This window comes from Streptomyces graminofaciens (assembly GCF_030294945.1).
Lineage (GTDB): Bacteria > Actinomycetota > Actinomycetes > Streptomycetales > Streptomycetaceae > Streptomyces > Streptomyces graminofaciens.
On record NZ_AP018448.1, the window covers coordinates 4,496,555 to 4,517,428 of the forward strand.

General features: G+C 70.1%; 19 protein-coding genes, 2 pseudogenes and 1 riboswitch. Of the genes and pseudogenes, 11 read left to right on the forward strand and 10 right to left on the reverse strand.

The annotated features are described in order from the left end of the window. Positions 1-72 precede the first annotated feature (72 nt). Positions 73-732, forward strand: a complete 660-nt coding sequence (locus tag SGFS_RS18965; protein ID WP_286251821.1) for a YceI family protein — start codon at positions 73-75, stop codon at positions 730-732. A gap of 130 nt (positions 733-862) precedes the next feature. Beyond that, positions 863-972: pseudogene (locus tag SGFS_RS18970) on the forward strand (sugar ABC transporter substrate-binding protein); the annotation flags it as partial. Between the two features lie 116 nt (positions 973-1,088). Here the strand turns inward: SGFS_RS18970 and SGFS_RS18975 are convergent. Then, a complete protein-coding gene (locus SGFS_RS18975; RefSeq protein WP_286251822.1) occupies positions 1,089-2,090 on the reverse strand; it encodes a LacI family DNA-binding transcriptional regulator in 1,002 nt (333 codons plus the stop codon). Between the two features lie 238 nt (positions 2,091-2,328). On the opposite strand from SGFS_RS18975, the pseudogene SGFS_RS18980 reads away from it, so the two are divergent. Both SGFS_RS18980 and SGFS_RS18985 read left to right on the forward strand, forming a co-directional pair. Further along, positions 2,329-2,565, forward strand: a pseudogene (locus SGFS_RS18980) (2-keto-myo-inositol dehydratase); the annotation flags it as partial. Positions 2,566-2,712: 147 nt separating this feature from the next. Continuing rightward, positions 2,713-3,360, forward strand: a complete 648-nt coding sequence (locus tag SGFS_RS18985) for a dihydrofolate reductase family protein (protein ID WP_286251823.1) — start codon at positions 2,713-2,715, stop codon at positions 3,358-3,360. Between the two features lie 102 nt (positions 3,361-3,462). Here SGFS_RS18985 and SGFS_RS18990 read toward each other — a convergent pair whose 3' ends face one another. Both SGFS_RS18990 and SGFS_RS18995 read right to left on the reverse strand, forming a co-directional pair. Then, positions 3,463-4,650 carry a polyamine ABC transporter substrate-binding protein gene (locus SGFS_RS18990; protein ID WP_286259973.1) on the reverse strand — a complete coding sequence of 396 codons (1,188 nt, stop codon included), beginning with the start codon at positions 4,648-4,650 and terminating at the stop codon, positions 3,463-3,465. An 84-nt stretch (positions 4,651-4,734) separates the two neighbouring features. Next, positions 4,735-6,183 carry a gamma-aminobutyraldehyde dehydrogenase gene (locus SGFS_RS18995; protein ID WP_286251824.1) on the reverse strand — a complete coding sequence of 483 codons (1,449 nt, stop codon included), beginning with the start codon at positions 6,181-6,183 and terminating at the stop codon, positions 4,735-4,737. A 165-nt stretch (positions 6,184-6,348) separates the two neighbouring features. On the opposite strand from SGFS_RS18995, the gene SGFS_RS19000 reads away from it, so the two are divergent. From SGFS_RS19000 to SGFS_RS19030, 7 genes are all read left to right on the forward strand, one after another. Further along, a complete protein-coding gene (locus SGFS_RS19000) occupies positions 6,349-6,867 on the forward strand; it encodes an Lrp/AsnC family transcriptional regulator (RefSeq protein ID WP_286251825.1) in 519 nt (172 codons plus the stop codon). Between the two features lie 19 nt (positions 6,868-6,886). Continuing rightward, positions 6,887-8,251 carry an aspartate aminotransferase family protein gene (locus SGFS_RS19005; RefSeq protein WP_286251826.1) on the forward strand — a complete coding sequence of 455 codons (1,365 nt, stop codon included), beginning with the start codon at positions 6,887-6,889 and terminating at the stop codon, positions 8,249-8,251. 219 nt (positions 8,252-8,470) lie between these two features. Next, positions 8,471-9,208, forward strand: coding sequence for an ABC transporter ATP-binding protein (locus tag SGFS_RS19010; protein WP_286251828.1), 738 nt, complete (start codon positions 8,471-8,473; stop codon positions 9,206-9,208). Beyond that, entirely contained in the window at positions 9,190-10,464 is a 1,275-nt protein-coding gene (locus tag SGFS_RS19015) for a hypothetical protein (protein WP_286251830.1), read from the forward strand. The genes SGFS_RS19010 and SGFS_RS19015 overlap by 19 nt, the downstream gene beginning before the upstream one ends. 121 nt (positions 10,465-10,585) lie before the next feature. After that, a complete protein-coding gene (locus SGFS_RS19020) occupies positions 10,586-10,996 on the forward strand; it encodes a VOC family protein (RefSeq protein ID WP_286251831.1) in 411 nt (136 codons plus the stop codon). 44 nt (positions 10,997-11,040) lie between these two features. After that, positions 11,041-12,165: an LOG family protein gene (locus SGFS_RS19025; protein WP_286251832.1), complete on the forward strand. Its 1,125-nt coding sequence runs from the start codon at positions 11,041-11,043 to the stop codon at positions 12,163-12,165. Between the two features lie 227 nt (positions 12,166-12,392). Beyond that, a complete protein-coding gene (locus tag SGFS_RS19030) occupies positions 12,393-13,046 on the forward strand; it encodes an LAETG motif-containing sortase-dependent surface protein (RefSeq protein ID WP_286251833.1) in 654 nt (217 codons plus the stop codon). Positions 13,047-13,310: 264 nt separating this feature from the next. Here SGFS_RS19030 and SGFS_RS19035 read toward each other — a convergent pair whose 3' ends face one another. The 7 genes from SGFS_RS19035 to frr form a co-directional block, all read right to left on the reverse strand. Then, positions 13,311-14,345, reverse strand: coding sequence for an ABC transporter ATP-binding protein (locus SGFS_RS19035; protein ID WP_286251834.1), 1,035 nt, complete (start codon positions 14,343-14,345; stop codon positions 13,311-13,313). Further along, positions 14,345-15,943: an ABC transporter permease gene (locus SGFS_RS19040; protein WP_286251835.1), complete on the reverse strand. Its 1,599-nt coding sequence runs from the start codon at positions 15,941-15,943 to the stop codon at positions 14,345-14,347. Before SGFS_RS19040 ends, SGFS_RS19035 begins: the two co-directional genes overlap by 1 nt. Positions 15,944-15,999: 56 nt before the next feature. Further along, on the reverse strand, positions 16,000-17,091 hold the full coding sequence (locus tag SGFS_RS19045; protein ID WP_286251837.1) for a thiamine ABC transporter substrate-binding protein: 1,092 nt from the start codon (positions 17,089-17,091) through the stop codon (positions 16,000-16,002). An 82-nt stretch (positions 17,092-17,173) separates the two neighbouring features. Beyond that, positions 17,174-17,279, reverse strand: a riboswitch (TPP riboswitch). 46 nt (positions 17,280-17,325) lie between these two features. Further along, positions 17,326-18,432, reverse strand: coding sequence for a dual-specificity RNA methyltransferase RlmN (gene rlmN, locus SGFS_RS19050; protein ID WP_286251838.1), 1,107 nt, complete (start codon positions 18,430-18,432; stop codon positions 17,326-17,328). A gap of 65 nt (positions 18,433-18,497) precedes the next feature. Further along, the gene (locus SGFS_RS19055) at positions 18,498-18,947 is read right to left on the reverse strand and encodes an SRPBCC family protein (RefSeq protein WP_286251840.1); all 450 of its coding nucleotides are present in this window, start codon (positions 18,945-18,947) and stop codon (positions 18,498-18,500) included. Between the two features lie 141 nt (positions 18,948-19,088). After that, positions 19,089-20,216, reverse strand: a complete 1,128-nt coding sequence (locus SGFS_RS19060; protein WP_286251841.1) for a phosphatidate cytidylyltransferase — start codon at positions 20,214-20,216, stop codon at positions 19,089-19,091. Further along, the gene (gene frr / locus SGFS_RS19065; RefSeq protein ID WP_286251843.1) at positions 20,216-20,773 is read right to left on the reverse strand and encodes a ribosome recycling factor; all 558 of its coding nucleotides are present in this window, start codon (positions 20,771-20,773) and stop codon (positions 20,216-20,218) included. The genes SGFS_RS19060 and frr overlap by 1 nt, the downstream gene beginning before the upstream one ends. Positions 20,774-20,874: the final 101 nt, after the last annotated feature.

Sequence of the window (20,874 nt, forward strand, 5' to 3'; positions counted from 1 at the left end):
TCGTGGCGACCCTGTGCGCGGCTCTTGAAGAACACTTGCGGCGGCTTCTGCCGTGCCGTAAGTACGTGAATCATGAACTTGTTCACCCGAGCTGCGTCCCTGCGCCGCCCGGCTCCCCCCACAGCCCCCCAACGGCCCCACGAGCGCCGGGCGTTCGGCCCCGACGGCCTGCCCGATCCCACACTGTCGGCGCTCACCGGGGAATGGATGATCGACCCGGCGCACAGCCGTATCGGTTTCTCCGTCCGCCACGCCATGGTGACGACCGTGCGCGGGGCGTTCACGGAGTACCAGAGCCGGCTCTACTTCGACGGCCGTGACCCCGCGCGCTCACGAGCCGAGATCGTCCTGTCCACCGCGTCCGTGGAGACCGGCGTGGAACAACGCGACGCCCACCTGGTCGGCCATGACTTCCTGGACGCCGCGCGCCATCCACGGATGCGTTTCGTCAGTACGACGGTGAGCCTGGAGGGCAGCGACGTCTACCGCATGACCGGTGACCTCACCATCAAGGGCACCACGCGCCCCGTCGACCTGGAGCTCACCTACATCGGCCATGTCACCGACGCGTTCGGGGACGAGCGGGTCGGATTCGACGGCACGACCACCATCAACCGCTCGGAATGGGGTCTGACGTACGACGCGAGGCTGGCGGAGGGCGGCGCGATGGTCAGCGACAAGGTACGTCTCCAGTTCGACATCGCCGCCATCCGTACGATGCCCGGCGTCTGACGGGACGCCCACCGCTGACGCGCCGTCACGCGAACGGGACCAGCCCGGGGGTGTACGCGAAGGTCACCGCCGGGCCCGGTCCCGGGACGCCGATCCCGGCGAGGGCGGGCAGCCTCTGTCGCGCGGACCGGACGGCAACTTCAGCGGCGGCGGCACCGCACCCGTTCTCACCGGCCCCGCCTTCATCACAAGGACAACGTCGACGCCGTGGCCGAGTTCGCCGCGAAGGGAACACGCTGACGGGCGCCGGTAGGCGGATCGAGGTGAACGGCCGGCATCGCGACAGCGGCGCCGACCGAGTCCCGTGGCCCCCGACCGCCGGACGGCCTCACCCGCCGAACGGCCGCCGAGCGACCTCAGGCCGCACTCCCCGGCGGCGGCCCACTGGTCCCGCGCACCACCAGCTTCGGCTCCAACACCGCTTCCCTCGGCTCCAGTTCGGGCTTCTCCAGCCGCTCGACCGCGAACCGCACCGCGTGCTCCGCCATGAGCCCGGCGTCCTGACGGACCGTGGTCAGGCCGATCGGCATCAGGTGGGAGAGGTGACTGTCGTCGTACCCGACGACGGACAGATCGCGCGGGACCTCCACACCGGCCCGGGTCAGGGCCATCAACAGACCCATCGCGCAACGGTCGTTGCCCGCGAGGACCGCCGTCGGCAGCGACCGCCCCCGGTCCCGCTCCGCGAGGAGCGTGCGGCCGGCCTCGATGCCCGACTCCTCGGTGTGGTCGCCGGGGACGACCCGCGCCTCGGACTCCAGCCCATGGCGCCGCATCGCCGCCCGGTACGCCCGCCGCCGCTCGGCCGAACCGGGACCCCGGCCGCCGTCGATGTGCACGATCCTGCGGTGTCCCAGCTCGACGAGGTGATCCATCGCCTGCCGTACGCCCTTGCCCTCGGCGGAGTGCACGAAGTCGACGTGGGCGTGCGGGACCCGGCGGCTGACGGAGACGGCGACCGTACGGCGACCGAGTTCCGCGAGGAACGCGGGCTCGGCCAAGGAGCCGAGCAGGACCAGCGCCTCGCAGCGGTGGCTGAGCAGCGCCTCGACGGCCTTCTCCTCGCTGCGGCCCCGGGTGGCACCGGACAGCAGGACCTCGTAGCCGAGGCGTTCGGCCTCGGGGTAGATGCCCTCGATGAGGTTGGTGTGGAAGGTCTGCTGCACGGTGAACATCACGCCGAGCGTGCGGCTGCGACCACGCGCCAGCAGCCGGGCCGCGCTGTCGGGCCGGTAGCCGATCTCGTCGGCGACCCTCAGCACCCGCTCCCGGGTCTCCTCGCTCGCGCCCGGCTGATTGCGGAACACGATCGACACGAGCGCCCGGGAGACGCCCGCCCTCGCGGCGACGTCCGCCATCGTGGGCCGCTGCCTGCCCGATGCATCCACGTGTGAACCCACTCTCCGATCGCCGCCCACCTTAGGGCCTGACCCGCAGATCCTTTGGGCAGACCCTGCCACGGTCGCGAAGACTCCCCGCGACAGCCATTGACATGACATTTTGACAGGGCCATCGTACTCGGATTAGAGCGCGCTAGTAGAGCGCGACAATCCCGGTTGCCGCTGCCTCTCCTCCCTCCTCCGCGAAGGACACGCCATGGCGACGGCGCCCCCTCCGCACGGCCGAGGCAAGCTGCGCCTGGGCTCCGCGCCCGACTCCTGGGGCGTCCGGTTCCCCGGGGACGAACACCAGGTGTCGTACACCCGCTTCCTCGACGAGCCGGCCTCAGCCGGATACGAGTGGCTCGAACTGGGCCCCTATGGCTGTCTCCCCACCGATCCCCGGCAGCTGAACGCGGTGGCGACGACTGCGGGTCGGGCCGTCCGTGGCGGCTGGTGAGTCAGGTTCGGCCTGGATTAAGTTGATCTATACGATCTGGATGGTTTGGCGGTGGACGTCCGACATCGGGCGGCCATCGTCGCTGCATGACCGAGCCGATCCGACAAAACTCGACCAGCGGAAGGAACGGTGTCGCCAGCCATGCCACTCGTCCGTGTCCACAACTTCTCCATCTCGCTCGACGGCTTCGGCACCGGTGAGGGTCTGAGCCGGGACGCGCCGTTCGGCCACGCGGGCGAAAGAATGCACGAATGGATGTTCGCCACCCGGTGGTGGCACGAACGGACCGGTCGGCCCGGCGGGACCGGGGGCCTCGACGACGCCTTCGTGCGCCAGTTCACGCCCGGGATCGGCGCCGAGATCATGGGCGCCGGGAAGTTCGGCTACCCCGGATGGCACGAGGACCCGGAGTGGAAGGGGTGGTGGGGGCCCAACCCGCCGTTCCACACACCGACCTTCATCCTCACTCATCACCCGCGCCCGTCGATCGAGATGGAGGGCGGCACGACGTTCCACTTCCTCGACGCTTCGCCGACCAAGGCGCTCGAGACGGCCCGCGAGGCTGCGGACGGCCAGGACGTACGCATCGGAGGGGGACCCAGCATGGTCCGCGACTTCCTCGCCGCCGGGCTCATCGACCACATGCACATCGTGGTGGCCCCGATCCTGCTCGGCCGAGGCGTACGCCTCTGGGACGGACTGGAGGGCCTCGAGAAGGACTACGAGGTCGAGGCCACCTCCTCGCCCAGCGGAGTCACGCATGTGACGTTCACCCGTGTGGGCCTCTGAACCGCCTCGACACGAAACTGACCACCCACACCCACACCCGCTCACCAGAACGCTCTTGAACACACTCCAGCGACAGCAGCTCCAGACCCCCGCAGCCCCTCCCTACAACCCCACGATCCCGTTCCACCGCTTCGCGAACCCCACCCTCTCCTCCGACGTGATGTCGCGGGCGATCGCCAAACGCCCGCGCATGGCGTCGTCGGGGAAGATCAGCGGGTCCTCGGCCAGGGCCGCCGTCTCCTTGTCCTTGGCGGAGGCGAGGATCTCGCGGGCGGCCGGGACGGGGCAGACGTAGTTCACCCAGGCGGCCAGTTCGGCGGCGACCTCGGGGTCGTAGTAGTAGTCGACGAGCCGTTCGGCGTTGGTCTTGTGGCGGGCCAGGTCGGGGATCATCAGGGACTCGGACCAGAGTTCGGCGCCTTCCTCGGGGACGACGAACTCGATGTCCGGGTCGTCGGCCTGGAGTTGGATGACGTCGCCGGAGTAGGCCTGGCAGGCGAGGACGTCACCGCCCGCCAGGTCCTTGATGTAGTCGTTGCCGGTGAAGCGGCGGACATGGCCCCCGCGGACGCGGGACTCCACCTGGTCGCAGATCTCGTGGAAGTCGTCGGCCGTCCAGCGCGTGACGTCCACGCCGTTGCCCTGCATCAGCAGTGCGAACGCCTCGTCGAGACCGGAGAGCAGGGTGACCCGCCCCTTGAGGTCGTCCGCCCACAGGTCCGACACATGCCGTATCTCGCGGCCCACCTTCCGGCGGTTGTACGCGATACCCGTGATCCCGGACTGCCACGGCACGGTGTACACACGGCCGGGGTCGAAGGCGGGCGAACGCAGCTGCGGGTCCAGATGCGCGGTGACGTTCGGCTGGTTCGCCCGGTCCATCTCCTGGACCCAGCCCAGCCGTACGAAGCGGGCGCACATCCAGTCGCTGATGACGACGAGGTCCCGGCCGGTCTGCTGATGGTTCATCAGGGCCGGGCTGATCTTGCCGAAGAACTCGTCGTTGTCGTTGATCTCCTCGACGTAGTCGACGGCGATCCCGGTGCGCTTCTCGAACGCCTCCAGGGTCGGGCGCCGGGACTCGTCCTCGTCGTCGGTGTCGATGTACAGCGGCCAGTTCGCCCAGCTCAGCCGTTTGTCCGTGGCCGAGAGATCGGCACCGGCCCGGTCACCGGGCGCCACGTACGCGGCGGGCACTCCACACCCCGCGAGCCCGCCGACCGCGGCGGCGCCCCCGAGGGCGCGCAGCAGGGAACGGCGGGGGACGGAACGACGGGAGAGTGAACGAATGGAGGGGGAACCGCGGGACGACGAGCGCGGCGTCGACGGGAGGGGCGTGCGCGCGGCACGCCCCTCACCGCTGTGGCCCTGCACTCATCCGTCCAGCGACGTCATGACGTGCTTGATGCGCGTGTAGTCGTCGAAGCCGTACGCCGACAGGTCCTTGCCGTACCCGGACTTCTTGAAGCCGCCGTGCGGCATCTCCGCGACCAGCGGAATGTGCGTGTTGATCCAGACGCAGCCGAAGTCCAGCGCCTTGGACATCCGCATCGCACGCGCGTGGTCCTTGGTCCACACGGAGGAGGCGAGGGCGTACTCGACGCCGTTGGCCCACTGCACGGCCTGGCCCTCGTCCGAGAAGGACTGGACGGTGATGACCGGGCCGAAGACCTCGTTCTGGACGATCTCGTCGTCCTGCTTGAGGCCGGACACGACGGTCGGGGCGTAGAAGTAGCCCTTCTCACCGACCCGCTGGCCGCCCGCCTCGACCTTCGCGTGCGCGGGCAACCGCTCGATGAACCCGGTCACCTGCTTGAGCTGGTTGGGGTTGTTGAGCGGCCCGTACAGCACGTCCTCGTCGTCCGGCTGGCCGGTCTTCGTCTCGGCGGCGGCCTTGGCCAGCGCCGCCACGAACTCGTCGTGGATGGACTCCTGGACGAGGACACGGGTCGCGGCCGTACAGTCCTGGCCGGCGTTGAAGAAACCCGCCACGGAGATGTCCTCGACGGCCTTGGCGATGTCGGTGTCCTCGAAGACGACGACCGGCGCCTTGCCGCCCAGCTCCAGGTGGACGCGCTTGAGGTCCTTGGACGCGGACTCGGCGACCTGCATGCCCGCGCGCACGGAACCCGTGATGGACGCCATGGCCGGCACGGAGTGCTCGACCATCAGGCGGCCGGTGTCACGGTCGCCCGTGACGACGTTGAAGACGCCCTTCGGGAGGATCGCCCCGATGATCTCCGCCATCAGGACCGTCGACGCCGGGGTCGTGTCCGACGGCTTCAGTACGACCGTGTTGCCGGCCGCGATCGCCGGGGCGAACTTCCACACGGCCATCATCATCGGGTAGTTCCAGGGCGCGACCTGGGCGCAGACACCGACCGGCTCACGGCGGACGATCGACGTCATGCCCTCCATGTACTCACCGGCCGAGCGGCCCTCCAGCATGCGCGCCGCGCCCGCGAAGAAGCGGATCTGGTCGACCATGGGCGGGATCTCCTCGGACCGCGTGAGCCCGATCGGCTTGCCCGTGTTCTCCACCTCGGCCGCGATCAGCTCCTCGGCGCGCTCCTCGAACGCGTCGGCGATCTTCAGGAGGGCCTTCTGGCGCTCGGCGGGCGTCGTGTCGCGCCAGCCGGGGAAGGCCTCGGCGGCGGCAGCCATCGCGGCGTCGACATCGGCCTGACCGGACAGCGGCGCCGTCGCGTACGCCTCGCCGGTCGCGGGGTTGACCACCTCCGTGGTCCGTCCGTCGGCGGCGTCCCGGAACTCGCCTGCGATGTAGTTCCGTAGCTTGCGCAGCCGTCCCAGCTCGGTGCTCACTGCAGGCCCTCCATGTGTGGGTGTCCAGTACCTGAGACACCCACCCTAATCCGCTGTCCGACGTTTTCAACACCCCCGCTCCCTTCATTTCTGCGAAATCCGCACACCATGACCCTACAGACAACGAATTTCATCGATAGAGCCTTGCGAAACTGTCGAGACGTCGTGCACAGTGTGGGCGTGGCCAGTCGAAACGCAGAGCACAGGGACTCGTCCCGCGAGTCCAGGAGCGGCACCCCTCAGCTGGACGCCGTGAGCCTCGCGATCATCGAGCAGCTCCAGGAGGACGGCCGTCGGCCGTACGCCGCGATCGGCAAGGCCGTGGGCCTGTCCGAGGCGGCCGTGCGCCAGCGCGTCCAGAAGCTGCTCGACCAGGGCGTGATGCAGATCGTCGCCGTCACGGATCCGCTCACGGTGGGCTTCCGGCGGCAGGCGATGGTCGGCATCCGGGTCGAGGGCGACCTGGATCCCGTGGCCGACGCGCTGACCGCCATGGACGAATGCGAGTACGTGGTGATGACGGCCGGCTCCTTCGACCTGATGGTGGAGATCGTCTGCGAGGACGACGACCACCTCCTGGAAGTCATCAACAAACGCATCCGCGCCATCCCCGGAGTGCGCTCCACCGAGAGCTTCGTCTATCTGAAGCTCAAGAAGCAGACCTACATGTGGGGAACCCGATAACCGTGAGGACCCGATAACCGTGAGCTCCAAGGACCTCAGCCAGACCGCGTACGACCACCTGTGGATGCACTTCACCCGCATGTCCTCGTACGAGAAGTCCCCCGTCCCCACGATCGTCCGGGGCGAGGGCACCTACATCTACGACGACAAGGGCAGGCGTTACCTCGACGGTCTCGCCGGCCTGTTCGTGGTCCAGGCGGGCCACGGCCGCACCGAGCTGGCGGAGACGGCGTTCAAGCAGGCCCAGGAGCTGGCCTTCTTCCCGGTGTGGTCCTACGCCCACCCCAAGGCCGTCGAGCTGGCGGAACGTATCGCCTCCTACGCCCCCGGCGACCTGAACAAGGTCTTCTTCACCACCGGCGGCGGCGAGGCCGTGGAGACCGCCTGGAAGCTCGCCAAGCAGTACTTCAAGCTCACGGGCAAGCCGACCAAGTACAAGGTCATCTCGCGGGCCGTCGCCTACCACGGCACCCCGCAGGGCGCCCTGTCCATCACCGGCCTGCCGGCTCTCAAGGCCCCCTTCGAGCCGCTGGTCCCGGGCGCGCACAAGGTCCCGAACACCAACATCTACCGGGCGCCGATCTTCGGTGACGACCCGGAGGCCTTCGGCCGCTGGGCCGCCGACCAGATCGAGCAGCAGATCCTCTTCGAGGGCCCGGACACGGTGGCCGCGGTCTTCCTGGAGCCGGTGCAGAACGCCGGCGGCTGCTTCCCGCCGCCGCCCGGCTACTTCCAGCGGGTGCGCGAGATATGCGACCAGTACGACGTGCTGCTGGTCTCGGACGAGGTCATCTGCGCCTTCGGCCGGCTCGGGACGATGTTCGCCTGCGACAAGTTCGGCTACGTCCCGGACATGATCACCTGCGCCAAGGGCATGACCTCGGGCTACTCCCCCATCGGCGCCTGCGTCATCTCCGACAAGCTGGCCGAGCCGTTCTACAAGGGTGACAACACCTTCCTGCACGGCTACACCTTCGGCGGCCACCCGGTCTCCGCGGCGGTCGGCCTCGCCAACCTCGACCTGTTCGAGCGTGAGGGCCTCAACCAGCACGTCCTCGACAACGAGGGCGCGTTCCGGTCCACGCTGGAGAAGCTGCACGACCTGCCGATCGTCGGCGACGTCCGCGGCAACGGCTACTTCTACGGAATCGAGCTGGTCAAGGACAAGGCGACGAAGGAGAGCTTCGACGCGGACGAGACCGAGCGCATCCTCTACGGCTTCCTGTCGAAGAAGCTGTTCGAGAACGGCCTGTACTGCCGTGCCGACGACCGCGGCGACCCGGTCGTCCAGCTCGCCCCGCCGCTGATCTCCGACCAGCAGACGTTCGACGAGATCGAGCAGATCCTGCGCGCGACGCTGACGGAGGCGTCGACGCTCCTGTAGCCACTTGCCTCTGGCTGTCCGCTCCGGCGTTCAAACGGCCCGGGATGCACCCGTCCGAGTGAGATGGGGGCGTTCCGGGCCGTGTGCTGTCCCGCCTCTGCGACCCTGCCTGCCTAGCGTGCCCTGTAACCGATCGGCCCTGCCTTCGTTCCCCCGGACGGGGACTCCCCACGGCATTCCCTGCCACGGCATTCCTGATCTGAACCGAGGTGTACGCCCATGGTGGCCCCGCCGGACAACGACGTGCTCTGGGCACGTGGTCTGACCTACGCGCACGACGGCTCGCCCGCGCTGCAAGGTGTCTCGATCGGCGTCCGCGAGGGTGAGATCCTCGCGGTGGTCGGCCCGCGCGGCAGCGGCAAGACCACGCTCCTGCGGTGCCTGTCCGGACAACTGCGGCCCCAGCAGGGCGTGGTGTGGTTCAACAGCATTCCCGTGCACACCATGGGGCCGGTCGCCCGGGAGCGGCTGCGGCGCGACCGCTTCGGCTGGATCGATCCGGAGCCGGTCCTCGTCCCCGAGCTGAACGCCTGGGAGAACACCGCGCTGCCGCTGATGCTGCGCGGCACCGGCCGCCGGGCCGCCAAGACCGCCGCCCTGGAGTGGCTGGAGCGCCTCGACATCGGCGCGTGCGCCCGTAAGCGCCCGCACGCCCTGTTGCAGTCCGAGCGCCAGCGCGTGGTCGTCGCGCGTGCCCTGGTCGCCTCCCCCAGCGTGCTCTTCGCCGACGAGCCGACCGCCCCGCTGCACCGCGCCGAGCGTTCCCACGTCCTTCGCACCCTCACCACGGCGGCCCGCTCGCACGACATCACCGTCGTCCTCACCGCCCACGACGCCGACGTCGCCTCGTTCGTCGACCGTACGGTGTCGCTCCTTGACGGGCGGTGTGTGAAGACGGTGCATCTGCCCGCGGCCTCCGACGGGGAAGGCCGGGCCGCGTGCTCGCTCTCCGCCTAGCCCGCCGGGCCCACCCCGTCGTCCAGCTCCGCCGCCTCCTCGTCACCGCGGCCTCCGCCGGCACGGGCTTCCTGCTGCTCTGCGCCCTCGGACACGCCCTGTCCCACCCGCACGCCCCCGGCGGCTCGGTGCTTCGCCTCGCCTGGTGCGTCGCGCCCGCCGCCGCCACGGTGTACTTCGCGGTGACGATCGCCCGCACCGACCCGGGCACCCGTCCGCGCCCCGGCCTCTCGGCCATCGGCCTCGGCCCCGCCCGCCTGATGGCCGTCTCGGCGTTCACCACGGCCCTGGCCACCACCCTCGGCTCCCTGCTCGCCCTCCTCTTCTTCCTCCATCTGCGCGGCGACCTGACCGGCATGCCCTTCGACGGGGCCGCCGCGGACGCCCTGGCCGCCCACGAGCCCCTGCCGCTGCCGGCCGCCCTCACCCTCCTCCTGCTGGTCCCGGTCATCGCCTCCGTGACGACCGCCCTGCTCCTGCGCCCGAAGGACACCCGGCCCCGCAGCACCGGCCCCCGCACCCGCTTCATGGCGTACGACACCTTCGACATCGGCCGGAGGGCCGCGACACCCGCCGGGGCGACCCGGTACGAGGAGGAGCCCACCGAGGAGCCCGCCCCCGCCGAGCCCGCGCAGCCCCCGGCCCCGCGCCCCGCCCCCGGCGGCCTCCCCTGGGGCATCGCCGTGCTCGCCGTCGGCCTCGCCACCGAGACGTACGCCGGGCGCTCCGGCGTCGGCTCCGGCCTGGCCCTGCCCGGCGGCTTCGCCGACAGCCCCGCCGGGGTCCTCGCCGGCTGGCTGCTCACCGCGCTGGGCCTGGCCCTCGCCGGGCCCGGGCTCACCCACCTCACCGGACGACTGCTCCAGGCCGTACGCCCCGGCGCGCTGCGGCTGCTCGCCGGGCGGGTGCTGCAGGAGGAGGCCCGGCGCATCGGGCGGCCGCTCGGCGTGGTGTGCGCGGTGGCCTCCGGCGCGTACGCCATGGTGAACCTCTCCTCCGGCGCGCGCCCCTCGGTCGGTCCGCTCACCCTGCTGGGCGGGCTCGTGGTGGCCGGCTGCACGCTTCTGACGCTCGCCACGGCCGCCGTCGAGGCGCGGCGGGCGCACGCCGACACCACGGCCGCGCTGCTGCGGATGGGGGCGTCCGCGGCCCTGCCCCGCCGGGCGGCCCTGCTGCGGGCGGGCGCCCTGCTCGCCCTGTTCGGCCCGCTGACCTTGACGGTCGCGGAGCTGGCGGCCTGGCCGCTGGCCGTGTGAAACCCCCTGCCGAGGGCGCCGGAAAACTCGTACGGAAAAAATCCGCGATCGGCGATGAGTTCCGTACGGCACCCCGGTCTACCCCCGCGAACGGACCGAAACCGATGGGAGAGACCTCGCCATGTACCAGCAGATGATCTTCGTGAACCTGCCCGTGAGCGACCTGGACGCCTCGAAGAAGTTCTTCACGGAGCTCGGGTACGCGCTCAACCCCCAGTTCAGCGACGAGAACGCGGCCTCCGTCGTGATCAGCGACACGATCGTCGCGATGCTGCTCACCAAGCCGTTCTACGCGACCTTCACGAAGAAGGAGATCGCGGACGCCACGCGGACCAGTGAGGTGCTGATCTGTCTGAGCGCCGAGAGCCGCGCGAAGGTGGACGAGCTGGTCGAGAAGGCCGTGGCCGCCGGTGGCACGGCGTCGGAGAAGGTCCAGGACATGGAGGGCTTCATGTACGGTCGCGCCTTCGACGACCTCGACGGCCACACCTGGGAGGTCGTGTGGATGAACCCGGACGCCATCGAAGGCTGAGCATCCGCACGAACCGCCGTACGAACCGCGCCTAGCATGGGCGGGTGCAGACGATGCCCGCCCATGCGGCCCACCACGACGACCGTGAGATCGAGTCGCTCGCCGAGTTCGACGCGACCGTGTCCGCGCGCGGCACCCTGAGCGGATTCCGGGTCCAGGCCGTCGACCTGACGGACCGTACGCGCGAGTTGCTCACCACCGACACGACGGGCGCCGTGTTCCTCGGCTGCCCGATGCGCGAGGACGCCGCGGCGAAGGTCCGCGCGGGCGGCGCCCTGGTCTTCCCGCCCCTCCCGGACCTGCCCTTCGACCCGTACCGAGGCCTGGTCTACTCCCCCGACGAGCTCTTCGAGTCGCTCGCGGAGGGTGGTTACGAGGCCACGCCGGACGCCCGCGCGTACGCCTGGTTCCAGCGCACCAAGGCCGACCGCGACGTCTTCGCCTCGACACTGCGCGCCCTCCACGACGACGCCGTGTCGGACGCCCTCGACGAACTGCTGTCCGGGGCACGTGTGGTGGGCGTGATGGGCGGCCACGCGATGGCGCGCGGAACGGAGGCATACGAGGGCGCCGCCCGGCTCGGCCGTACGCTGGCCCGCGCCGGGCTCACGGTCGCCACCGGCGGCGGCCCGGGCGCGATGGAGGCGGCGAACCTCGGCGCGTACGCGGCCCCGTACGACGACGAGATGCTCACCGAGTCGCTTCGGCTCCTCGCCAAGGCGCCGAAGTTCACGCCCTCCATCACGGAGTGGGCGTCCGCCGCCTTCGAGGTGCGCACCCGCTGGCCCAAGGGCGGCACCTCCGTGGGCATTCCGACCTGGTTCTACGGCCACGAGCCGCCGAACCCGTTCGCCTCGCACATCGCCAAGTACTTCGCCAACGCCACGCGTGAGGACGGCCTGTTGGCCCGCTCCACCGCAGGCGTGATCTTCCTGCCGGGCGCCGCCGGAACCGTCCAGGAGATCTTCGACAACGCGACGCCCAACTACTACGAATCGCGCGGCGAACCGACCCCGATGGTCCTCGTCGACCGCGCCCACTGGACGGAGAGACTGCCGACCTGGCCGCTGCTCCAGTCGCTGGCGCGCGGGCGTTCGATGGAGTCACGGATCGCTCTGGTGGACCGGATCGAGGAGGCCCCGGAGGCCCTTCGCCGTATTGTCGATTAAGGGCTAAACATTCGTACGGTTAATGAGCGGGCAAAGCCAACTGAGGGTGCCCTCTTCCGGATTGACAGTGCTTACACCACGCTTATAAACCTTTGAGACACATGGGGAAGCCGCCGTTCCCTCGGCGGCGCCTCCATCACCCCCCACTCCTGCCCAAGTGCACCCCCTGAAGGGCAAACGTGTCCATATCTCCTCGCGCCCCCCGCGCCCTCCGTAGCGCTCGAGCGGTGCGTCCCCTCGGTGTCGTCGTAGCGTCGGCCGCGCTCGTGCTCGGTGTCGCCGGCAACGCCATGGCTTGCAGCATCAAGGACTTCTCCGCCGTCGCCGCGTGCGACGGCGACAAGGGCGTCATCCGCGTGACCGACGTGGACCCACTGGGCGTCACCGCCGAAGTCAGTGTCTATCTGGAGAACAACGGCGCCGACCTGCGGCTGGTCGGCAAGAAGACCATCGAGAACGCCACGGCCGAGGGTGTCACCATCACCTTCGAGGAGGACTGGAAGCCGAACGCGGAGTACCGCATCCACATCACCGCCGACAAGTACGTCGACGAGGACATCGAGCCGAACCTGGTCGCACCGGCCGAGGCGTGCAAGAAGGCGGACACCCCGCCGGAGGCCTCCGAGAGCCCGGAGGAGCCGTCGAAGGCGCCGGGCAAGTCGACGGGCAAGTCCACCCCCACCCCCTCGGCGTCCGACAGCGGCACCCCCTCGACCACCGGCGGCAGCAACAACGCCCCGTCCCCCGAGGGTGAATCGAACCTCGCCGAGACCGGTGCCGACTCCCACACCGGCCCGATCGCCGCGATCGCGACGGCTCTGGTCATGCTCGGCGCCGGAGCCGTGCACTACAGCATGCGGCGGCGCGGCAGCACCCGCTGACCCGCCCGTACGGCCCTGTGGCCCGCGCCCTCCCCGAGGGGCGGGCCACACCCCGTTCAGCCGAAGGTCGCCTTCGCCGGCCAGAAGTCGGGCACCCGCGTCGGCGGCGATGTCCGGCGCCATCTCGTACGGCAGCCAGGTGGCGAGCGCCGCGTCCGTTCCGTGAATGACCTGCTCATGAGCCATCCGGCGGGCCCAGAACCCGGCGGTGTGCTCCCGGCCAGGGCCTGGGGTTCCTGGGCACGCATCGCCACGAAGCGCACCCTATGCGCCGGAGCCGTCCCCCATCACGACGATGTCGGCCGCGTCGAACGCCACCCCGACCTCGTCCCCGACCCCCGGCGCCTCCCGCAGCGCACACGCCGCCTCCAGCCGGGGCGCGTCCTCCGGCTGAAGGTGTACGGCCACATGGGTGCCCCGGAAGGTGCGCGCGGTCACCGTGCAGCGCAGCCCGTCGGCCGGCGCGACCAGGCGTACGCCTGCGGGCCGGACCAGCAGCGCGCCCGGTCCCTGCCGCGAGCCCTCCGGCACGGGCACCTTGCCCCAGGGCGTGTCGGCGGCCTGGCCGCTCACCGTCGCCTCGACCACGTTGTCGAAGCCGAGGAAGCGTGCCACGAACTCGTCCGCCGGCCGCTGCCACACCTCCAGCGGCGTCCCGGCCTGGGCGATCCACCCGTCCCGCATCACCACGACCCGGTCGGCGAGCGCGAACGCCTCGCCCTGGTCGTGCGTGACCGCCAGCACGGTCGTGCCCAACTCACCGAACAGCTGTCGGAGTTCGACGACCAGCCGCTCCCGGAGCGAGCGGTCCAGCTGGCCGAGGGGCTCGTCGAGCATGAGCAGCCGGGGGCGCGGGGCGAGGGCGCGGGCCAGCGCGACCCGCTGCTGCTCACCGCCGGAGAGCGAGGCGACGGCCCGTCGCGCGGCCCCCGGCAGCCCGACCAACTCCAGCAACTCCCCTACCCGTACTGCCTGTTCGGCCTTCGAAGCGCCGTGCATCCGCAGCCCGAAGCCGACGTTGCCGCCCACGTCCCGCTGCGGGAAGAGCTGGTGGTCCTGGAACATCAAACCGACGTCCCGCTTGTGCGCCGGCACGGATGTCATGTCCCGCCCGTCGAGGAACACCCGCCCGGAGCGGAGGGGCTGAAGCCCCGCGACCGCCCGCAGCAGCGTCGACTTGCCGCTGCCGCTCGGCCCCAGCACACACACGATCTCGTGCTCGGCGACCGCCAGATCGACGTCGTCGAGCACCGGCCGGCCCCCGAACCGTACGGTCGCACGCTCAAGCCTCAGCAGCATCAGAACTCCCCCGTGCGATCGGTGCGCAGTCGCTCCAGCACCAGCAGCGCCACCGCGCACACCACCATCAGAATCGTCGAAAGGGCCATCGCCTGCCCGTAGTTGAGGTCACCGGGTCGACCGAGCAGCCGCGCCACGGCCACCGGCAGCGTCGGATTGTCGGGCCGCGCGATGAACACGGTCGCCCCGAACTCCCCGAGCGACACGGCGAAGGCGAACCCGGCCGCGATCAGCAGCGCCCGCCGCACCATCGGCAGATCGACCTCGCGCCACACCCGCCACGGCGACGCCCCGAGCACGGCCGCCGCCTCCCGAAGCCGCTCGTCCACGGCCCGCAGCACGGGCAGCATGGTCCTCACGACGAAGGGAACGCCCACCAGGGCCTGCGCGAGCGGCACCAGGATCCAGGACGAGCGCAGGTCCAGCGGCGGTTCGTCCAGCGCGATCAGGAACCCGAAGCCGACGGTGACCGCGGACACCCCGAGCGGCAGCATCAGCAGCGCGTCGAAGCCGCGGACGAGCCGGCCGGCCCGCCGGGTGAGAGCGGCCGCGGCGAGCCCGCCGATCAGCACGGCGATGGCGGTGGCGGCGAGCGCGTACTTCAGCGAGTTCCCGACGGCCTCGATCGGCGCGACCAGGAAGATCCCGCTGTCGGCGCTGGTCAGAGCCCTGTAGTAACCGAACCCCGGCGCGTCCAGCGACCGCTCCACCAGCACCCCGAGCGGCAGCAGGATCAGCAGGACGACGGTGCCGAGCACGAGGGCGAGCAGCGCCCACTGCCCCGCCCCACGCGGCCGCCGCGCCGTCATGGACGCGTCCACCAGCCGCAGCGCGGTCTCCCGCCGCCGTACGGTCACGGCGTGCACGGCGAGGATCAGGCCGACGGCGACGAACTGGACGAGCGTCAGCACGGCGGCGGTCGCGAGGTCGAAGATCGCCGAGGTCTGCCGGTAGATCTCCACCTCGAGCGTGGAGAAGGTCGGCCCGCCGAGGATCTGCACCACGCCGAAGGAGGTGAAGGTGAAGAGGAAGACCATGAGCGCGGCGGCACCGACGGCGGGCCCGAGCGCGGGCAGCGTCACCTTCCGCCAGGCGGTCATCGGCGACGCCCCGAGCATCCGCGCGGCCTCTTCCTGCCGGGGATCGAGCTGCGCCCACAGCCCGCCCACCGTCCGTACGACGACCGCGTAGTTGAAGAACACATGCGCGAGCAGGATCGCCCACACGGTCGTGTCCAGCCGTACGCCCCACAGCTCGTCGAGCAGTCCGCCGCGCCCGACGAGCGCCAGGAAGGCCGTACCGACCACGACCGTCGGCAGGACGAACGGCACGGTGACGACCGCCCGCAGCAGCTGCTTGCCCCTGAAATCGAAGCGCGCGAAGACATACGCGCCGGGGAGCGCGATCAGCAGGGTGAGCGCGGTGGAGACGAGCGCCTGCCAGGTGGTGAACCACAGCACGTGCCGGATCCCGGAGTCCCCGAGGACATCGGCGATCCGCCCGAACTGCCAGTCCCCGTCGACGCGCAGCCCGCGCGTCACGATCGCCGCCACCGGATAGGCGAAGAACACGCCGAAGAACGCGACGGGCAGGGCCATGAGCCCGAGCCGCGCCGCGCTCCCCGTACGGGCCCGCCGCGGCGAGCCCTTGGCCCCTACTTCAGTACGAGCGAGGTCCACGACTTGACCCACTGGTCACGGTTCTCGGCGATCTTCGCCGGTGCCATCGTCTCGGGATCCTTCGCCGCCGGCCCGTACTCGGTGAACTCGGCGGGCACCGAGGCGCCCTCGACCACCGGGTACACGAACATGTTGAGCGGCATGTCCTCCTGGAACCGCTTCGAGATCAGGAAGTCGATGAGCGCCTTGCCGCCCTCGGCGTTCTTGGCGTTGCTCAGCAGCCCCGCGAACTCGATCTGCCGGAAGCAGGTGCCGGTGGCGACACCGGTCGGCGCGGTCTTCGGCCGCGGGTCGCCGTAGACGACCTCGGCGGGCGGCGAGGAGGCGTACGACACGACGAGCGGCCGGTCACCTCCGGCCTTCTTCCCGTCGGCGGACCCGGAGAACTCCTCGTAGTACGCCTGCTCCCAGCCGTCGACGACCTTCACACCGTTGGCCTGGAGCTTCTTCCAGTAGCCCTCCCAGCCCCCGTCGCCGTACCTGGCGGCGGTACCGAGCAGGAAGCCGAGCCCGGGAGATGACGTGGAGGCGTTCTCGGTGACGAGCAGATCCTTGTACGCGGGCTTGACGAGGTCGTCGAACGACGCCGGCGGGTCGATCTTGTGCTCGGCGAAGTACGCCTTGTCGTAGTTGACGCAGATGTCACCGGTGTCGATGGGCGTGACCCGGTGCTTGTCCTTGTCGAGTTGGTAGGCGGCGCCGACCTTGTCGAGCCCCTTCGCCTCGTACGACTGGAAGAGGCCGTTGTCGAGGGCGCGGGAGAGCAGGGTGTTGTCGACGCCGAAGAAGACATCGCCCTGCGGGTTGTCCTTGGTGAGGATCGCCTGGTTGACGGCCTGCCCGGCGTCACCGCTCTTGAGGACCTTGACCTTGTAGCCGGACTCCTTCTCGAACGCCTTCAGCACGTCCTTGGAGTAGGCGAAGGAGTCATGGCTGACGAGCGTGACGGTCTTTGAACCACCGCCGCTGCCGCTGCTCCCGTCGGAGTCGGACGACCCGCAGGCGGACAGGGTGACGAGTCCCAGGCCCACGACCACGGCCGCGAACCGTCTGTTGGTGATGCTCACTGAATTCCTCCTGGAGTGACCAGGAAGAGACGCGGCCCTGCCCGGGACTCCCATGACGGGCTCCCCGGGCAGGGCGCAACAGCTCGAGTGGTGACCGATCTCCCTACCCAGAATGACCTGGGCCAGGTTCGGAGGGTCTGCGGCCGATGCCGCACTCTCAGCGCTGTGGCGCTCCCCTGTCGGAATATGAAGATATGCGTACGGAGGTCAGCGTACCCCGTGGCCGAATCCGTACTACCTCTCGGTGGCCGCCAGCTGGCCACAGGCCCCGTCGATCTCCTGCCCCCGGGTGTCCCGAACGGTCACCGGCACTCCATGGGCGGCGATGGCCTCGACGAACGCCTTCTCGTCCTCGGGCCGGGAAGCGGTCCACTTGGACCCCGGCGTCGGGTTCAGCGGGATGAGGTTGACGTGCACGGGCTTGCCCTTGAGCAGCCGGCCGAGCCGGTCGCCGCGCCACGCCTGGTCGTTGATGTCCCGGATCAGCGCGTACTCGATGGACAGCCGCCGCCCGGACCTGGCGACGTACTCCCAGCCGGCGTCCAGCACCTCCCGCACCTGCCACCGCGTGTTGACGGGCACGAGCGTGTCGCGCAGCTCGTCGTCCGGCGCGTGCAGCGAGATGGCGAGCCGGCACTTGAAGCCCTCGTCGGCGAACCGATGGATGGCCGGCACCAGCCCGACGGTCGACACGGTGATCCCGCGCTGCGAAAGCCCCAGCCCGTCCGGCTCCGCGTCGGTGAGCCGACGGATGGCACCCACGACCCGGTTGTAGTTGGCGAGCGGCTCACCCATCCCCATGAAGACGATGTTGGAGAGCCGCGCCGGACCACCCGGGATCTCGCCGTCCCTGAGCGCCCGCATGCCGTCCACGATCTGGTGGACGATCTCGGCGGTGGACAGATTCCGGTCCAGCCCGGCCTGCCCGGTCGCACAGAACGGGCAGTTCATACCGCACCCGGCCTGGGAGCTGATGCACATGGTGACCCGGTCCGGGTACCGCATCAGCACCGACTCCACGAGCGTGCCGTCGAACAGCCGCCACAGCGTCTTGCGGGTGGTCTCCTGGTCGGTCGACAGATGCCGTACGACCGTCATCAGCTCGGGAAGCAGCGCCTCCTGGAGCTTGGTGCGCGCACCGGCGGGGATGTCGGTCCACTGCTCCGGGGCGTGCGCGTACCGCGCGAAGTAGTGCTGCGAGAGCTGCTTGGCGCGAAACGGCTTCTCGCCGATCTCCGCCACGGCTTCCTTGCGCTCGGCAGGCGTGAGATCGGCAAGGTGCCGCGGCGGCTTCTTGGCTCCGCGGGGGGCGACGAAAGTGAGTTCTCCGGGCTTGGGCATGGTTTCTCAAGTGTCGCAGATCGTTCGGGGTGATCTGCGGCCACGGGCGTGCACCGCTGTGAGCGCTACGCGGCGGTGTGCTCCAGCTGGTCCTTGAGGTGTTGCTCGTTGCGCGGGAGTTCCTTGCGGATCTGGGGGCGGACGACGAGGGGTACGAGGACCTTGCCGATGCCCTTGCCCTCGAAGTCGACTTCTATGGTCACGCGGGAGCGGCGGCCGTCGTCGAGCGGGGTGATCTCGCCGTGCACATGCCCGCGAACGGGTCCGTCGACGCCCTGCATGCCCCAGACCCGCGGGGGCTCGTACTCGGTGAGCTGCATGGTCATCGGCATGTCCCGGCGGCCGAAGTGCCGGGTGATCCGCACCCGGGAGCCGACGCCGACGGGCCCGGCGTCGAGCTGCTCCGTCGAGACCGCGCTCTCCTGCCACTCGGGCAGGTGGGCGAAGTCGCTGATGTACGCCCAGACGTCCTCCGGGCGGCGGTCGATGTCGATCGATTCACGGAAGTCGGACATGAGGTCCGCCCCCTTCCAAGAGCGATCCCCCCTGGGAGTGGCTCTACGAGCATCGTCCCACTTGACCGCGCGGGGGACCACGGCAGTGAGCCCCCGCCCAGGACAGGACGGGGGCTCACACACCTCATGTACGCGCTTCGATCAGCCGGAACCCACGAACAGCACCAGCAGCAGCCACACCACCGGAGCCGTGGGCAGCAGCGAGTCCAGCCGGTCCATGATCCCTCCATGGCCCGGCAGCAGGGTGCCCATGTCCTTGATGCCGAGGTCCCGCTTGATCATCGACTCGCCGAGGTCGCCCAGTGTGGCGCTGGCGGCGACGGCGAGGCCGAGGAGCAGGCCCTGCCACCAGGCGCCGTCGGCGATGACGAACTGCATGAGCAGCGCGCCCGCGACCATGGCGAAGGCGACAGCCCCGAGCAGGCCCTCGCGGGTCTTGCCGGGGCTGATGCGCGGGGCGAGCTTGTGCGTGCCGAAGCGCCAGCCGACGGCGTACGCGCCCGTGTCGCTGACGACGGTCAGCAGCAGGAACACGAGAACCCGCTGCGGCCCGTCGTCGGCGGTGAGCATGAGCGCGACGAACGTGGCCAGGAACGGCACGTAGAAGGCCGCGAAGACCCCTGCCGTGACGTCCTTGAGGTAGTTCTCCGGCGGTTCGGTCATCCGCCAGACCAGGACGGCGAGCGCGGTGAGCGCCATGGCCACCCAGGCGCCCTCCGGGCCCCGTACATACCCGGCGACGACCATGGCGGCCCCGCCGACCGCGAGGGGTACGAGGGGCGCCTTGATGCCCTTGCGCTCCTGCAGCCGGGAGGTGAGCTCCCACAGGCCGACGACGACGGCGACCGCTATCACACCGACGAAAACTGCCTTGACGATGAACAGCGAGGCGACGATGACCGCGCCGAGCCCGACGCCGACCCCTATGGCGGCGCCCAGGTCACGGCCCGCGCTCTTCTTCTGCGGGGCGGGCTGAGGGGCGTCGGGCATGGGCTCCGGCTTCTGCGACGCGGCCACGGAGGACTGCGCCGACTGGGTCTCGTCGCGGAACAGGGGGCCACCCATCCGGGCGGCCCCCCGGTCGTCATCCTGGTTCCCGCCATGCGCGGGTACGTCGGGCACGATGGGCATGGGCTGAGTCTGCATGTAGTGCGGGGCCTCAGGCGCATCGTACGCGGGACCCGACGGGGTGGCCCCCTGGACAGGTCCCCGGTCGGTCGGCGCCCAGTACCCGGCTTGTGGCGGCGCTCCCCAGGAAGAGTCGTTCATCAGACCTCGAGGAGCTCCGCTTCCTTGTGCTTGAGCAGCTCGTCCACCTGGGCGACGTACTTCGCGGTGGTGTCGTCGAGCTCCTTCTCCGCACGGCGGCCCTCGTCCTCACCGACCTCGCCGTCCTTGACGAGCTTGTCGATGCCGTCCTTGGCCTTGCGGCGGACGGACCGGATGGAGACCTTGGCGTCCTCGGCCTTGGTCTTGGCGACCTTGATGTAGTCGCGGCGGCGCTCCTCGGTCAGCTCGGGGAACACCACTCGGATGATGTTGCCGTCGTTGCTCGGGTTGACGCCCAGGTCGGAGTCGCGGATCGCCTGCTCGATGTTGCGCAGCGCGGTCTTGTCGAACGGGGTCACCACGGCCATGCGCGGCTCCGGCACCGAGAACGAGGCCAGCTGGTTGATCGGCGTCAGCGCGCCGTAGTAGTCGGCCACGATCTTGTTGAACATCGCCGGGTGCGCACGACCGGTGCGGATCGCGGCGAAGTCGTCCTTGGCGACCACGACGGCCTTCTCCATCTTCTCCTCGGCCTCGAGGAGGGTCTCTTCGATCACCACTTGCTCCTGCGTGTCTTGAGTAGGCCCGGCTGCTGTTCTTGAGTTTCGGTCGGCGGCCGGCTGCGTCGCGTCTTCTTCCTGCACGGTTCCCGACCGGC

What these genes read in the sequence shown, in the direction of transcription:
- SGFS_RS18985 (WP_286251823.1), top strand. Translation starts at nt 2,713, where the DNA reads ATGCCACTCGTCCGTGTCCACAACTTCTCCATCTCGCTCGACGGCTTC.
- SGFS_RS19040 (WP_286251835.1), bottom strand. Translation starts at nt 15,943, where the DNA reads ATGGCCCTGCCCGTCGCGTTCTTCGGCGTGTTCTTCGCCTATCCGGTG.
- SGFS_RS19035 (WP_286251834.1), bottom strand. Translation starts at nt 14,345, where the DNA reads ATGCTGCTGAGGCTTGAGCGTGCGACCGTACGGTTCGGGGGCCGGCCG.
- SGFS_RS19010 (WP_286251828.1), top strand. Translation starts at nt 8,471, where the DNA reads ATGGTGGCCCCGCCGGACAACGACGTGCTCTGGGCACGTGGTCTGACC.
- SGFS_RS19055 (WP_286251840.1), bottom strand. Translation starts at nt 18,947, where the DNA reads ATGTCCGACTTCCGTGAATCGATCGACATCGACCGCCGCCCGGAGGAC.
- SGFS_RS18965 (WP_286251821.1), top strand. Translation starts at nt 73, where the DNA reads ATGAACTTGTTCACCCGAGCTGCGTCCCTGCGCCGCCCGGCTCCCCCC.
- SGFS_RS19060 (WP_286251841.1), bottom strand. Translation starts at nt 20,216, where the DNA reads ATGAACGACTCTTCCTGGGGAGCGCCGCCACAAGCCGGGTACTGGGCG.
- rlmN (WP_286251838.1), bottom strand. Translation starts at nt 18,432, where the DNA reads ATGCCCAAGCCCGGAGAACTCACTTTCGTCGCCCCCCGCGGAGCCAAG.
- SGFS_RS18975 (WP_286251822.1), bottom strand. Translation starts at nt 2,090, where the DNA reads ATGGCGGACGTCGCCGCGAGGGCGGGCGTCTCCCGGGCGCTCGTGTCG.
- SGFS_RS19020 (WP_286251831.1), top strand. Translation starts at nt 10,586, where the DNA reads ATGTACCAGCAGATGATCTTCGTGAACCTGCCCGTGAGCGACCTGGAC.